Here is a 16,423-nt window from a genome sequence, read left to right on the forward strand (position 1 = left end):
GAAGTCGATAGCTAGACATTGTCCGCCTCCTCGTCAACGGGCATGGCGACGATCGCGTGCGCATTGGCCCCGCTCGCGCCGAACGCGGACACGGCACCGCAGCGGACACCGCCACGCGGTTCCCACGGCCGCAGCTCGGTCGCCAGTCGCAGCTCCGACCGGTCCCAATCCACCCTGGTGGTGGGATTGCCGGAGAACAGGGTCGGTGGAATCCGGCCGTGCCGACCGGCGAGCAGCACCTTGATCAAGCCCAGGACGCCCGCCGCGGCCTGGGGATGGCCCACATTCGATTTCACCGAGCCCACCAGTGGCGCGGAACCCGCGACCCCGTAGGTGTTCTGCAGCGCGGTGAGTTCGACCGGATCACCGACTCGGGTGGCGGTGCCGTGGCCCTCGATCATTCCCACGTCGGCCGGGTCGATTCCCGCCAGCTCTATGGTTTTTCGAACCAGCCGTTCCTGTGCGTCCACCCGGGGTTCCAGAATCGGCCGCCCCTTTCCGTTGTGGTTCTGGGCGGAGGCGAGCAGCCGGCCGTAGACCCGGTGGCCCATGCGCCGGGCCCGCGACTCTTTTTCCACGAGAACGAAACCCGCGCCCTCACCCCACAGCGTTCCGCTGGCGTCGTCGGCATACGACCGGCAGTGCCCGTCGGCGGACAGCGCATTGTGTTTGGCGAATTCGTAGAAGTACAGCGGAGATCCCATGACGGTCGCACCGCCCGCCAGCGCCCAATCGCATTCTCCGGCGCGCACCGCGCCCGCCGCCAGATGCAGCGCCGTCAATGCGGAGGTACACGACGTATCGATGGTCACCGACGGTCCCGTCAATCCGAGGCAGTGCGACACCCGGCCGGCCGCGCTCATGGTGCCCAGGCCGACAACCCGGTGCCCGCTGTATTCGTTGACCTCCGCACCGCGCGGCCCGTATTCCGAGGGCATCGTCCCGACGAAGCACCCGGCCTCCTCGCCCTCGACGGCGCCCGGATTCGTTCCGGTGTTCTCCAGCGCTTTCCACGCCACTCGCAGCACCACCCGCTGCTGCGGATCGGTCGCGAGCGCCTCACGCTGGCCGATGCCGAAGAAGCCCGGATCGAAAGCGGCGGCGCCGTCGAGAAATCCACCCACGTCACGCATTCCGCCCCACCCGTCCAAGCGCGACAGGGACAGCATCTCCTCGATCGGCCAGCCCCGATCGCGCGGCAGCGGCCCGAGGACCTCCCGCGCGTCCGCGAGCATCGACCAGTACGAGGCCGGTCCGTCGATTCCGCCCGGCGCCTCGAGGGCCATTCCGGAAATGACTATGTGGTCGGCGTCTTCCCTCGTCGGCACTGTCATGACTGATCCCCTTCGATCCTCACCGCTCGTTACGTCACACGGAGGTCGCGTTCCTCGCCACGGATTCCGCGATCGCCTCGACATGGTCGTTCAGAAAGAAATGCGCGCCCTCGAACACCGTGACCTCGACGTCGTCGCTGTGTTTGCGCCAGCCGTGCAGGTCGGCGATGGAAACGATCGGATCCCGGTCACCGCCCAGGGCGTGAATCCTGGCGCTCAGCTCGGCCTGCTCCGGGACGGTATACGCGTCCGAGGCCCGGTGATCGGCCTTCAGCACCGGAAGCGCCAGGCGCATGAGTTCACGGCTGCCGAGAACGTCGGAACCGGTGCCCTCGAGCATGGCGAGGTGGTCGAGCAATTCCTCGTCCCCGGTGGGCGTCTTCGGCCGATGGGCCGCGCGGCTCGGCGGCACCGCCGCGGAGACGGTCAGCTGGCGCACGCCGATTCCCGCGGCCTCGGCGAGCCGGGCGAATTCGAAGGAGACCAGCGCCCCCATGCTGTGCCCGAACGCGAATATCGGTGCGCCGCGGTTGAATGCCGAATCCCGGAACTCGGCGAGGGCGCCCGCCGCCAGTTCGGGCAGCGAGCCCAGCGGCGGCTCCTGGGCCCGGTCCTGGCGTCCCGGGTATTGGAAGACGATGACATCGAAGTCCGCGCTGAACGCCTTGGAGAACGCGCGATACGTCGAGGCGCCGGCACCGGCATGCGGAAATATCAGCATGGGTGGCCGGTCGGCCGCGCGCGGCCTGTGGAACTTCCTGATCCATCCCGGTCTGTCCATCTCATCCCCTTCGTTGCGGACTGGGCGGACCGCAGCGTTCGATAGGCGACTACCGATCCACTGCGGTCGCGATCGCGGCGATGCTGCGGTTCCACAGCTCGCTCAGGCGGCCGGCCTCGGCCTCGGTGAAAAGCGCCGAGCTCCAACGCCATTGAGTGGTCAATTGCGGCCCTACCGGACCGCCCTCGATCCCGGCCACGACATCGAGGGCGTAGCGCAGGGGCAGGTCGGGTTCCGGGGCGATCGGCATGGCGTCGGCGTATGCGGCGTCGGTGACGATCGACCATGCCCGCCGGTCCCGGACCATCAGATCGGAGCGGCCCAGGTAGTTGAACTCGACCTGCGGCTCGGGTGCGCCGGTCAGTTCCGGAACACCCGAAATGCGTTGTAGCACGCCGAAATCGAGCCCCTCCCCGGGTACTCCGGCGAGGTGCGCGGTCACGGAGTCGAGCAGCTTCGCGGCCGCGGCCGGATCCGCCTCGGCGGCAGCGACATCGATCGCGTCGGCGCCGGCACCGAGCCGGACCGGGAACACTGTCGTGAACCAGCCCACGGTGGCCGAGGTGTCCGCATCCAGCGCATCGTCCGCACGGCCGTGACTCTCGAGAGCGAGCAGCGCACCGGCGGTGTGGTCGTCGCCGCGCTCGCGGCGCCACGAGATCAGGGTCATGGTGAGCGCCGCCAGCAGCACCTCGCGGACGCCTTCGTCCCTTGTCAGCGCCGCCAGGATGCGTTCCGTCACCCGCACGGGCGCCCGGACCACGGTGGCACGCAACGATTCCCACGTGTCGATCGACGGATCCGGCTTGCGGCTGCCGAGCGCCGGGTCCGGGGCCTCGACCTGCGCGGCCCAGTAGTCGCGCTGCGCCGGGACCTCGGGGTGATCGGCGCGCTCCCACATCCGTTGCGACCACGCACGATACGAGGTGGGTTCGGCCAGCACCTTCGGCGTGCCCCCGGACCGCACCTGTTCCCACGCCGCCGCCAGATCGGCGGTGAGGATGTGCCAGGACACCACGTCCACGGCCAGGTGGTGAATGGCGAGGAACAGCAGGTCACCGCCGGCCGGGCCGCGGAACCACACCGCGCGCAGCATATTTCCGGTGTGCGGATCGATCTCGTCGAGCGCGGCGTGCGTGGCCGGACGCAGATGTTCACCCGCCGCGTCGGCGGGAACGTCCTCGACCCGGGTCAGCACATCCGCTGCCCGTACCACACCCGGCTCGCGGGTCACCAGCCGCGGACCCTCGGCCGTCTCCTCCAGCACCGACCGCAGCACGTCGTGTCCGTCCAGCACCGCCTGCAGCACGGCGTCGAGATCGGCCCGCGAGATGTCCTCGGGCACACCGAGCAACATGTTCTGGGTGAAGCGCCGGTAGTTGCCGTGCGCATAGGTCCACGACACGATCGGCAGCGGCGGCACCGGGCCGTAGCCTTCCTCACCTGCCGAAACCACCTGAGCGGCACCGCGATCGATCGCCGCGGCGAGATCGCGGACGGTCGGAGTGGCCAGCACCATCCGCGCGGTCACCGCGAGCTCGTTCCGGCGCGCCTTGTTCACCAGCGAGATGGCGACGATGCTGTCCATGCCGAACGCGAAGAAGTCGTCGTCGACGCCGGGCGCCCGCCCGTCGAACACCTCGGCCAGCAGCGCGCTGAGCGTTCGCTCGGTCGCCGTGCTCGGCGCGGCCGTGCCGCCGGATCCGCCCTCGGCGAGCGACCGTTCCGCGAGCCGCTCGAGTTCGCGGCCGTCGAGCTTGCCGTTCACGGTCACCGGAAGCCGCGGCAGCACCACGATGCGCGCGGGAATCATGTACGCGGGCAACCGTGCCGCCAGCGCGGTCCGCATGCCGACCGGTTCCGCGGCCCGGCCCGGATCGCACACCACGAACCCCACCAGGCTCGCCGCCGCACCGCGGCGCGTCACCGTCGCCGCCGCGGCGGCGACGCCCGGCAGCATCCGCAGCGCCGTCTCGACCTCGCCGATCTCGATGCGATATCCGCGCACCTTCACCTGATCGTCGGCGCGGCCCAGATAGCCGAGCAGGCCGTCGGGCCGTCGCCGCACCAGATCGCCCGTGCGGTACATGCGCCGCGCCGGATGGAAGGGATCGGCCACGAAGTGGTCGGCCGTGCCGCCCGGGCGCCCGGCATAGCCCCGAACCACCTGCGGCCCGGCCAGATACAGTTCACCGACCACGCCGACCGGCACCGGCCGCAACCGGGAATCCAGGACGTAGGCCGACATTCCGGCGGTCGGAGCGCCGATCGTCGGCGAATCGGCCAGTGCGCCGGTCATCGTCGTGACATCGGCGACCACGGCCTCCACGGTGGTCTCGGTCGGGCCGTAGCAGTTGTGCACCGCGACATCCGGCAGCGCCCGCAGCCGCGCCCACAGGTGCGGGTCGATGGCCTCGCCACCCAGCGCGACCACGGCCAGCCGATGATCGAGCAGACCCGCCGCCGACAGCTGCCGCACCAGCGACGGCGTCGTATCGATCATGTCGATACCGTGCCGCCCCACCCCGTCGACCAGCCGCTGCGCGTCCCGCACGGCCTCGTCGTCGAAAAGATGCAGGGCGTGCCCGTCGAGCAGCCCGATCAGCGGCTGCCAGGATGCGTCGAAGCTCAGCGACCACGCGTGCGCGATCCGCAGCCTGCGCCCGAGCCGCTCGACGGCGGGCCGGTACACCCGCTCGCGGTGGTCGGCGAAATAGCCGATCAGGGCCTCATGGGTACCGATGACGCCCTTGGGTTCGCCGGTCGACCCGGAGGTGAAGATGAGGTACGCGCTCTGCGCCGCATGACGCCCCGCCGCGGGCGCCACCGGCGGCCGCCCGGCGATGCGGCCGGCCACCGCCGGATCGTCCAGACGCAGCACCTTTTTCCCGAGTTCGCCGTGGTCCGCCGAGGCGAGCACGACCTCGGGCCGGGCCTGCCGGAGAATGGATTCGATCCGGGCCTGGGGAAGCGAAATATCCACGGGCACATAGGCGGCGCCCGCGGCGAGCGTGGCCAGAATCGAGACGATCGCCTCCGGCCCGCGCGGAAGGTGAACGGCCACCACGTCCTCGGGACCCACGCCGTGCGCGGCGAGCTCGCCCGCCAGCCGCGCCGACCGCTCGTACAGGTCCCGATAGGTCAGCCGCTCGCTGTCGGTGGTGAGCGCCACCGCATCCGGGGTCGCCGCCACCTGGCGCTCGAACAGCGCGAAAACCGAGGCCGCCGACTCCTTCTCGGGCAGCTCCGGCGTGGCCGACACGCGCAGCAGCTCGTCGCGCGCGGCGTCCGGCAGCACGTCCAGGTCGCCGATGCGCACGTCCGAGCTGTCGGGCAGCCGGCGCAGCACCGCCAGCAGGCTCGCGGCGATATCGGCGGGCAGATACGGCACCGACTCGAGCACGGCCTCGACCACCACCAGCAGCTCGTCGCCCAGCTGATGCGACACCACGGTCAGCGGATAGTGCGTGAGGTTCTCGGTCATGACCGGCCGGAACGTCACCCCGTCGCCCATCGTGACCGCGCTGAGCGCGTCCTCCATCGGCGCGTTCTGGAACACGAACATCGTATCGAACAGCGCGCTGTGCCCGGCCGCCCGCTGCACCGACGACAGGCTCAGGTACCCGATCTCCCGCATCGACGACGATTCCCGTTGCAGCCGAAGGCATTCGGCCGCCACCGACGCCCCGGGATCGGCCCGGAACGCCACCGCGACGGTGTTCAGGAACAGCCCGATCATGCGGTCCACACCGGCGATCTGGTCCGGCCGCCCGGTCACCACGGTGCCGTAGGCCACGTCGTCGCGGTCGGTCAGCCGGGACAGCACGATCGTCCAGGCGAACTGCACCACGGTGTTCAGCGTCAGCCCCTGCGCCCGCGCCCAGTGCCGCAGCCGGGCGGTGTCGTCGGCGGACAGCGCGAACCGGCTGATATCGGCCGCCTTCGGCGCCTCCGCACGATCGATGCCCATCGTGCCGCCGCCGTCGGCCACCATCAGCGGGCCGTCGAGCACGCCGAGATAGTCGACCCACCGCCGCTGCGCCGCCGACATGTCCTGGGCGGCAAGCCAACCGATGTAATCGCGGTACGGCCGCACCGGCGGCAGCGCGTCGGCCGCTCCCCCGGCCTCGTACAAGGCCCGCAGCTCACCGAACAACAGCCCGAGCGACCACCCGTCCATCAGGATGTGGTGGATCGTCACGACCATCCGCCGCCGCTCGGTCCCGTCGGCATCCGGCGCCAGGTTCGCGATCAGCACCCGCAACGCGGGGCCGCGGCTCAGGTCGAACGGCCTGCCGATCTCCGCGGTCGTGATCGCGTCGAGTTCCTCTGCCACCGCGGCGCGTTCGACCCACGGCAGCTCCACCCGGCGCGGCACGATCTGCACCGGCCGCGGCAGATCCTCATCCCAGAACACCGCGCGCAGATTGGCGTGCCGCCGCAGCAGCGCCTCGAAACCGGCGCGCAGCCGGCCCGTATCGAGCGGCCCTTCGATGTCGACGACGAACGGAATCGTGTAGACATCGGGCTCGTCCCCGGACAGGTGGGACAGCGAGAACAGCCCCTCCTGCAGCGGCGCCAGCGCCAGCACGTCCTCGATCTCGGTACCGCCGTCACTCATCGTCATCGCCTCCGGTTCGGATGTCCTGCGTCACTGCCACATTCGCCGCATCACCAACAGGCCCTGGTCCTCGTCGTCGAGGACGGGGACGGCGCCGGCCGGGTCGTCCGGCCGCTCCGCGATCGCGGACAGAGTGTTGCGGAAGGCGGTCTCGACGATCCGGGCGTCGTCCGGTTCGAAGGCGTCCTCGGCGTAGAAGATCGCCGCCTGCACGGAATCGCTGGGCAGCAGCGAATTCGCGGGGAAGATCATCAGCAGCAGAGCGTTGTCGGTCGCACCGGCGCCCTCGAAGGACGCCAGTTCCAGCCCGGCACTGCCGAGCAGTTGCTCGAGTTCCCTGCGCCGGGGCGGGTAGGACTCGAAGACGAACATGGTGTCGAACAGCTTGCGGGCGCCCGTGGTCCGCAGCGCCGACGTCAGCGGGTAGGTGTGGTACTCCATGAGTTCCACACGCCGGGACTGGATCTCGGTCAGCTGCTGCCGCCAGGTCACGCCGTCGTCCAGTCCGATGACGGCCGGAATGATGTTGGCGAAACAGCCGATGGCGTTGTCCACGTCGTCGAGTTCGGCCGGCCGCCCCGACACCGCCTCGCCGAAGACCACGGTGTCCTCGCCGGCCACGTAGCGCAGCGCGTTCGCCCACGCCAGCTGGCACACCACGCTGAAGGTGGTGCCGATCTCCGAGGCCAGCCCGGTGACCCGATCCACCAGCTCGTCCTCGAGGGTGAGCAGGCGTTCCGCCGGAATGCCGTCGCTGCCGACACCGCGCCCGGGTGCGACCAGGCACGGCTGCACGCCGTCCAGCACGGGCTGCCAGGCCGCCGCCACGGCGTCCTCCTCGTCGCGGACCAGTTCCAGGTACCGGCCGAAGGTCTCCGGCGTGCCGATCGACTCCGCGCCCGGGGCGGCGTATTCGGCGAACACCTCCTGCGACACCAGCTGCCCGGACCAGCCGTCGAGCAGCATGTGGTGCATGGTCAGCACCACGGTGTGGGTCGCGTCCGGCAGGTGCACCACGGTGACCCGGGTGAGCGGTCCGCGAGCCAGGTCGAACTGCTCGGCCTGATCGGCCCGGTAGAACTCGCGCAGCCGGGTGTCGGCGTCCGGCACGGCCGACAGGTCGATCTCCCGCACGGGAGTCGGCATATGCCCCGACACGATCGCGTAGGGCGCGCCGCCGTGCGATACCGAAAGCACCACCCGCAGATTGGGATAGCGGTTCAGCACGGTGTCGAAGGCCCGCGTCAGCCGCGGCACGTCCAGGTCGCCGCGCACGCCGATGAGGGTCTGCACGTTGTACACGTCCCGGGCGCCCGCGCTCAGCGCCGTCAGATACAGTCCGGCCTGCATGGGCGCCAGCGGATACACGTCCTCGTAGCCGCCGTACACGTCCTGCCAGCGATCGAGATCGAGCTGGGTCACCTCGCCGGCGAGCACATCGCTCGGCGTCAAGCGGCGAACCTGGTTGTCGCGCACCGCCTTCGCCAGTTCGGTCAACTCGGATTCCCACAGGTCCGCGAGTTCGCGCGCATCGTCCTCCGACAGCAGCCCGGACGGAAAGCGGAACGAGGCGTGCAGGGTCACCCGGTCCTCGTCGGTCAGGGCGACGGTGTTGATGTCGAGCAGCGCCGGGGCGGGCATGCCCGGGTTCGCGTGGCCGCCGAGATAGCCGAATTCCGGTGCGGCGGCCCACTCCCGGGCGAGGTCCTCGGTGCCCGCGGAGGCGAAGCGGCCCATGTAGTTGAAGCTGATCTGCGGTGCGCGATATTGCTCGAGCTCCCGTCGGGTCTCGTCGTTCAGCCAGCGCAGCAGGCCCCAGCCGATCCCGGATTCGGGCACCGCGAGCAGCTGCTCCTTGACCGCCTTCACCGCCGACTCCGCGCCGGACCCGCCGACGTCCAGGGTGACCGGGTAGGTAGTGGTGAACCAGCCGACGGTGTTCGCGAGATCCACACCGGTGAACAGGGTTTCGACGCGACCGTGCCGTTCCATGGTGAGCGACACCGTGTCCGCGTCGAGCGCGCGGCGGTCGCGGAACCGGCGGATGGCCACGGCCAGCGAGGCGACCTGAATGTCCAGGAAGTCACACCCGAATGCCGCGGTGGCGGTGGTCATCAGGAAGGCGGTGTCGTCGGAGTCCAGCGTCGCGGTGATCTCGCGCACGGTGGCGACGGTGTCCACGACCGGGTCGAGTTCGCGGCCGCCCAGCAGCGGATCGACGCCCTCGGCCGCCGCGCGCCAGTACGGCAGGGTGTCGACGACACTGTCGGCGGTCGCCAATCGCACCAGGCTGGTGTTCCAGGTCTTCACCGAGGTGCCGGATTCCGTTGTCGCCCCGGGGTCGTCCCACAGCTGCCGCAGGTCGTCGTGGATGATACGCCAGGACACGCCGTCCACCACCAGGTGGTGGATGACCAGCAGCAGGCGGCCGTGCGCGCCGTCGTCGGACCGCACCCACACGGCCGCGACCATCCGGCCGGCGGCCGGATCCAGCAGTTCGCTCACCTGGCGCAGCTGTTCGTGCATCGTGGAACCCGCTGTGCGGTCCCAGGTTTCGCGAGCGAGCACGACCTCGGTGAGGGTCGGCTCGGCGGCCGGTTCGTCCGCCCCCGGAACGCGGAACCCGGTCCCGTCCGTTCCCTCGTCGATCCGGGCGCGCAGCATCGGATGCCGTTCCGCCAGCGCCGCGACCACGGCGGCCACCTGATCCAGCGTGCTGTGCGCGGGCGTCACCACGGCCGTCGCCTGGCTGAATCCGCTGTAGCCGGCGGCCTGTTCGGTCAGCATGGTGGCGATCGGGTTGAGCGGGACCCAGCCCGTGTCGTCGCCCACCTCCGCCAGCGCGGGCGCACCGGTCTCGGTGATCGGTTCCGCCGCGGCCGCGATCCGGGCGATCGTGCGCGCGTCGAACAGCGCGCTCGTGGTGATCAGCAGGCCGCGCTTCTTGAGCGCGGAGGCCATCCGGATGGCGGTGATGGAATCGCCGCCCAGCGCGAGGAAATCGTCGTCGGCCGCCAGCTCCGTATCCTCGGCGATGCCCAGCACCAGGCGCACCACCTCGGCGACCGACTGCTCGGCGCCGTCGCGCAGGCCACGGCCGCGGCCCGTGCTGCCGCCGAGATCCGGGACCGGCAGCGCCTTGCGATCGAGTTTGCCGTTCGCGGTCAGCGGCAGCGCGGCCAGCCGCACCAGCGCCGACGGAATCATGTACTCGGGCAGCCGCTCGGCCAGCTGCGCCTCGATCCGCTCGTCGGTGACCGAATCCTGTTCCGGCACATAGTAAGCCACCAGCGCCGGGCCGGACCCCCGGCGCTGCACGGTGACCGCCGCCGCCGAGGCGATACCGGGCAGCCGCCGCAACACCGTGCCGATCTCCCCGAGTTCGATGCGATGGCCGCGGATCTTCACCTGATCGTCCACCCGGCCCAGATACTCCAGCCGCCCCCGGGAGTTCCACCGCACGATATCGCCCGTGCGATACATCCGCCCACCGGCGAACGGGCAGGCCACGAAGGCCGCGGCCGTGAGATCGGGCCGGCGGTGATAGCCCTGGGCCAGCTGCACGCCACCGAGATACAGCTCACCGACCACGCCCGGCGGCACCTGCCGCAGCCGCTCGTCGAGAACGTAGACCGACGAATTCCATTCGGGCCGGCCGATCAGCGCGGGTTCGATCACATCGGACACGGCGGGCCGATTCGCGAAATCCTCGTGCATGAGGTCCATCGCGCCCTCGGTCGGCCCGTACAGCCCGAGCACCGTCCCGCCGAAGAACCGGCTCGACTCCTCGACCAGCGCCGGCGGCACCGACTCGCCGCCGAGATACACGTAGCGCATCGACTGTAGTCGCGCGGGATCGGGCCCGGCGTCGAGGAAGGCGCGAACCACGCTGGGCACCAGCGAGATCTGGGTGATCCGGTGCCGATGGATGATCCCGGCCAGCGCCTCCACATCGGCCTGCCACCAGTCCGGCGGCGGCAGCACCGTCGCCGATCCGGTGCACAGCGCGTTCACCAGCTCGAAGACCGATACGTCGAAGCCGATCGGGGCCTTCTGCAGAATGCGTTCCGCACCGAATTCGAGGAAGTCGCGCATCCACTGCACGTGATTGGCGACCGCGCGGTGGTTGACCACCACGCCCTTGGGCCGCCCGGTGGTGCCGGAGGTGTAGAGCAGGTACGCGCCGTCGAGCGGATGCAGCGGGCGGGACGATTCCCCGGGAGAGATCGCGGAACCATCCAGGGCCGCAAGCTCTTCCGCGACCTCCGCGGAGGACAGGTCGATCACCGGCACATCGGCCTCGAGCGGAGCCGGTGCCGCGCGGATCAGCAGGACCGGCCGGGCATCACCGAGCATGTACTCGATCCGCTCGGCCGGATAGCTCGGATCCACCGGAAAGTACACGCCCCCGGCGCGCAGCACGGCGGCGAATGCGATCGGCAGCCGCTCGCTCCGCTCGGCGTAGACCCCGACCCGGTCGCCGGTGCGCACGCCGCGCGCGAGCAGCAGTCGGGCGAGCCTGTCGACCCGCGCATCGAATTCGCGGTAGCTCAGCTCGGTGTCGCCGAAGACGACGGCCACCCGGTCGGGATACTCGGCGGCGGCCGCCCGGATCATGGCGTCCACGGTCTCGCGCTCGATCGGCACCACCGTGCCGTGCGACCACTCCGCCAGATTCGCCCGGTCGGAGTCCGACAGCGTCAGCAGCTCGTCCACCGGCCGGTCACCGGCCGCCTCGGCCAGCATGCGGTCGACGTACTCGTGCAGCCGGTCGATGGTCGCGGCATCGAAAAGGTCGGTGCGGTAGGTGATCTGGACGTCGGTGCGATCGTCGTGCATGAACGTCTCGACCACCAGCGGCAGCAGCGCCGCGCCGTTGTCCACCAGCTCCCAGCCGGTGGCCGCCTCGGGCAGTTGCGGTCCGTCGATCTTCTGGTGCAGGAACAACACCATCGTGTCGAACAGCTTCGACCCGACGTTGCCCGTCGCCCGGTTCACCGCGCGGACGATCTCCTCCTGCGGAAAGTGCTTGTGCCGGAACGCCTCCGTCGTCACTTCGCGCACCTGCTCGACCAGTTCGGCGAAGGTGCCCGACGCGCCGTGCAGGTGCAGCGGGAGCATATTGCTGAGATTGCCGACCAGCAGGTCCATCCCGGCTTCCTCGCGGTTGGCGACCGTGGTGCCGATGACCATGTCGGACTGCCCGGTCAGCTGCCGCAACGCCAGGTGATAGGCGGCCAGGAACACCGAGAAGGGCGTGCCGCGCAGGTCGGCGGTCAGCTGCCGCAGGTTGGCGTCGGCGCGCGGGCTCAGCAGCCGGTCCGCGCGTTCGCCGCGCTCGGAGACGGCGACCGGGCGCCGGTCGAAGGGCAGCGCGAGTTCCGGCACCTCACCGTCGAACCGGCTCTCCCAGAACCGGATATCGTCGGCGTGCTCCTCCGCGCGGAAGCGGTCCTGTTCCCATTCGGCGAAATCGGCCACCTGTGGCTGTAACGGCTCCACCGCGACCGGCCCCGCCAGCGCCTGCCGGTAGAAGTTCTCCACGTCCCGCGACAGGGCGGGCAATGTCATACCGTCCCAGGCGATGTGCTGAATCACCACGACCGCAACGAGTTTCGTGGCATGCACCCGCGTGAACGTGACGCGCAGCGAGGATTCGGCGGTCAGGTCGTAGGGCTCCTGCGCCGCCGCCACGGCCAGCTCCCGCAGGCGGTGCTCGGCATCGTCGTACCCCGACAGATCCACATCGCTCAGCCGCGGTGGCAGCGCATCGTGGATCCGCTGGTAGGGCTCGCCGTTCTCGTCGGTGTGATACGTGGTGCGCAGCACCTCGTGCCGCCGCACCAGCGCCACGAAGGCCGAGCGCAGCGCGGCAGCATCGACCGCGCCGTCGAAGGTGAGCGCCAGGCACAGGTTGTAGGCCGCGCTGCCGGGCGCGATCTGCTGATGGGCCCATACGTACCGCTGCCCGAACGACAGCGGCGCCCGGCCGGGATCCCGGCGCGCCGGCACGGCCGCAGGCGCCGCCAGCCCCTCCTCGGCCAACCGGGCCGACATCGCTACCTGCAGGTCTTCGAGCGAACGCATCAATCGAACCAATCTGTGTACTACGACAATCCGGCTCAGCGCGCGGCGGCGGTCTCGGGCACGCTCACCTCGGCGAGCTCCAGCAGAATCCGAGCCACCCGCGCCAGCCGCCCGGGTTCGGCCTCGGCGGCGAGCAGCCCCGCGCAGATCCCGCGCACCGTCCGGCCCTCGAAAACCTCGGTGACGCCGAACTTCTCGACCGCCAGCAGCCCGCGGACCTTCGCGGTGAGGGTCGTCGCCAGGATCGAATTCCCACCGGCCTCGAAGAAGTCGGTATCGATGCCCAGCCGTTCGACGCCGAGGATCTGCGCGACGATGTACTCGACCGCCGCCTCCACCTCGGTCCCCGGCGCGACGTACGCGGTCCGGGCACCGAGCGCCTCGGCGCCCAGCATCCGGCGGACCGCCGCCCGGTCGAGCTTGCCGTTGCCGGTCAGCGGAATCGCGTCCAGCACCTCGACGACCTCGGGAATCATGTGCTCGGGCAGCAACTCCCGCAGCGCCTCCCCGGCATCAATACTCGCGTCGGCAGTCACCGCCGCCACCAGCCGACCGGCGTCGGTCGCCAGCGCCACGGCCTCGCGCACCTGCGGCAGTGCCGTCAGCGCCGCCTCCACCTCACCCAGCTCCACCCGGTAGCCGCGAATCTTCACCTGGTGATCGGCGCGGCCCAGGAAGTCCACGGTGCCGTCGGGCAGATACCGGGCCAGGTCGCCGGTCCGGTACCAGCGCACGCCGCCGGCCTCGACGAACCGCTCGGCGGTGCGCTCCGGATCGCCGCGGTACCCGTCGGCGACACTCGTTCCGCCGATCCACAGTTCGCCGATCACCCAGTCCGGGCAGTCCTCGCCGCGCTCGTTGACCACCCGCAGCCGCACATTGGCCAGCGGCGTGCCGTAGGGCACGGCGGACCACTCGGCCGGGAAGTCGTCGGTCACCTCGCACACCGTCGAGTGGATGGCGGCCTCGGTGGCGCCGCCCAGCCCGGCGAATCGCAGGCCGGGAACCAGGGTCCGGAAGCGATGCGCCAGTTCGGCATTCACGCGATCACCGCCGGTGATCACCACCCGCATCGACCGCAGCTGTTCGGAAGAGGCAGTGTCCGTGGTGGCGGTATCGGCTCCCTCCGTGGTTACGCAAGCTGCCGCCTCCGGTCGCGTCGCTACCGCCACGATGTCCAGCAGCATCCCGATCAGCCCGGGCGCGCAATTCAGCACGCTCACACCGGTTTCGGCGATGAGGTCCGCCCACGCCGCCGCATCCCGCTCGGTATCGGCGTCCACGCACACCAGCGCGCCGCCGATCGACAGCGGGCAGAAGATATCGAAGACCGACAGGTCGAACTCCAACGCGGACAGGCCGATCAGCCGGTCGTTCTCCCGGATCCCGAACTGCGCGACGAGCGCGTCGATGGTGTTGGCGGCGGCACGGTGGCTCACCTCCACGCCCTTCGGCTCACCGGTGGAGCCGGAGGTGAACAGCACATAGGCCAGGTCCTCGGGCGCGCAGCCGTGTGCGCGCTCCAGCCGGCCTCCCGCGAGGGCCTCGTCCAGCCGGATCGCGGTGACCTCCGGAGGTAACTCGGCAGCAGGCGACTCGACATCGCCGTCGACCAGGGCCACCCGCGCCCCGGCCCGCGCCAGGATCCGGTCTCGCCGCGCCCGCGGCTGACCCGTGCCGATCGGCACGTAGGCGGCACCGGCGGCGAGCACGCCCAGCACGGCGGGAATCTGCCGGTGCCCCTTGGGAACGACGACCACCACGGTGTCGCCGGGCCGCACGCCGGCATCGGCGAGCGCCCGCCCGACGGCCAGTGCCCGATCCGCCAGTTCGCCGTAGCTGCTCGTCCCGCCGTCGCGCCACCGCAGCGCCACTCGATCGGGTTCGCTTGCGGCGCGGGCGAAGAAGGCATCGTGCAGGGTGCGCTCGCCCAGCTCCCGGTCGGTGTCGTTCACCGAATCCCGCACGGTCCGTTGCGCTTCCGGCAGCGCGATGGACAGCGGCGCGCCCCAATCCGCGCCCGGCTCCAGCAATGCCAGCACCAGCGAGCGGAATTCGCCGAACATCGCCTCGACCACGCCCTCGGGCATGGCGTCGCGGCGCACGTCCCAGTTCACCAGCAGCCCGCCGGACAGCTCGACCACCTGGGCATCCAGATCCACCTGCGGCCCCTGCGACAGGATCCACACCGGCTCACCGAAGATCCCGGTGACCCGGTCGGAGAACAGCTCCCCGAGATCGAGCCCGGAGGTGAACACCACCGACGGGGTGACCGGACCGCCGCGCAGCCGGCCCAGATCGCGCAGCACATCCAAGCCCTCGTAGGTGGATTGCGCCGCACACGTATGCAATTCGCGCTGCACCCGCTTGGCGCGCGCCACCATCGACTCCGGCTCCCGCGCATCGACGTCCACCAGCACCGAATTGGTGAAGTCGCCCACCACCCGGTCGATATCGTCGTGCAGCGGTTCCCGGTCGAACAGCGGCACGTTCAGCAGGAACCGCTGCCGCGCCGACCAGCGCGCGATCGCCTCGGCGAAGACCGTGGCCAGCGCCACCGCCGGGGTGACGCCGTGACCGTGCGCGACCTTGCCGAGTTGCTCCTTCGCCTCCCGCGGGAACCAGTGGTGCAGCCGGATGCTGCGCGCCGGGTCGGCCCGCTCGCCCTCGGGCAGCACCGGCAGCGCTGGAATATCGGGGAGGTCCGGAATGCGGTTGTCCCACCACGCCTTCGCGGCGGAATTGTCTGGCGCGGTCCGCTCCCGGTCGGACAGATACTGCCGGTAGGTGTAGCCGAGGGAATCCGTGGCGTCGGCATCGGATTCGTAGAGCGTCGCGAGATCGTCCAGAATCCTGCGGTAGCTCAGCGCATCTCCGGCCAGCATGTCGACGTCGACGTGCACGCGGTGGCGGCCCTCCGGCAGCAGCGTGAGCGTGATGTCGACGACCTGGCCCTCCTCGACGGCCATCCGCTGATGGCTCTTCTCCTGCCGGATCCGTTCGAGTTCCATCTGGCCACCGTCGAATTCGGTGGCCAGATCGATCAGATGGAAGACCGGCCGCAGCGGCTCCGGCAGCACCCGCTGCGTGCCGCTGTCGGTGAATTGCACCCGCAGCTGCTCGTGCCGGGCCACCAGCCGCCGCACCGCGCGCCGCATCCGGTCGGGCTGCACCCCGTGCCCGTCGAACTCGACGTACAGGTGCGCCGCGACGCCGCCGAGGCGCTGATCCTGCCGGCGCCCGACCCAGTACGCGTGCTGCATGGTGGCGAGGGCGAACTCATCGGTGTCGGCGGCCGGCGCGGGCTCCGGTTTCGGTTCCGGTTCGTCCCGTTCGGCGCTGCCCCCCAGCAACTCGGTCCACGCCGCGACGGTCGGCTGCAATGCCAGTTCGGAACTGCGCACCTCGTGTCCCTGCTTGCGCCACCGGGCCGACAGCTGCATCAGCATCATCGAGTGCATACCCAGGCTCACCAGGTCGTCGTCGTAGCCGATCGACTCGGCGGGCACCTCGAGCGCTGCCGCCACCACGTCACGAACGTCAGCCATGCTGAGCATCAGACTCCTCACCGGCCGAATATCCAGCCTTCTTCCCAGCGCA

Annotated in this window: 5 protein-coding genes; all 5 read right to left on the reverse strand. The window is 70.4% G+C overall.

From position 1 onward, the window contains the following. Nucleotides 1–11: 11 nt before the first annotated feature. The 5 genes from D892_RS0106330 to D892_RS0106350 are packed head-to-tail and all read right to left on the reverse strand — an operon-like array spanning nucleotide 12 to nucleotide 16,380. Nucleotides 12–1,334, reverse strand: coding sequence for a polyketide synthase (locus D892_RS0106330; RefSeq protein ID WP_024800439.1), 1,323 nt, complete (start codon nucleotides 1,332–1,334; stop codon nucleotides 12–14). A gap of 34 nt (nucleotides 1,335–1,368) precedes the next feature. After that, nucleotides 1,369–2,115: a thioesterase II family protein gene (locus D892_RS0106335; RefSeq protein ID WP_024800440.1), complete on the reverse strand. Its 747-nt coding sequence runs from the start codon at nucleotides 2,113–2,115 to the stop codon at nucleotides 1,369–1,371. Nucleotides 2,116–2,164: 49 nt separating this feature from the next. After that, nucleotides 2,165–6,742 (reverse strand): non-ribosomal peptide synthetase, encoded by a 4,578-nt coding sequence (locus D892_RS0106340; protein WP_024800441.1) that lies wholly within the window; start codon nucleotides 6,740–6,742, stop codon nucleotides 2,165–2,167. A gap of 24 nt (nucleotides 6,743–6,766) precedes the next feature. Next, entirely contained in the window at nucleotides 6,767–12,823 is a 6,057-nt protein-coding gene (locus tag D892_RS0106345; protein WP_024800442.1) for a non-ribosomal peptide synthetase, read from the reverse strand. Between the two features lie 35 nt (nucleotides 12,824–12,858). Continuing rightward, the gene (locus D892_RS0106350) at nucleotides 12,859–16,380 is read right to left on the reverse strand and encodes a non-ribosomal peptide synthetase (RefSeq protein WP_024800443.1); all 3,522 of its coding nucleotides are present in this window, start codon (nucleotides 16,378–16,380) and stop codon (nucleotides 12,859–12,861) included. Between the last annotated feature and the right edge of the window lie 43 nt (nucleotides 16,381–16,423).

The sequence above is a fragment of the Nocardia sp. BMG51109 genome (assembly GCF_000526215.1).
Taxonomy (GTDB): Bacteria; Actinomycetota; Actinomycetes; order Mycobacteriales; family Mycobacteriaceae; genus Nocardia.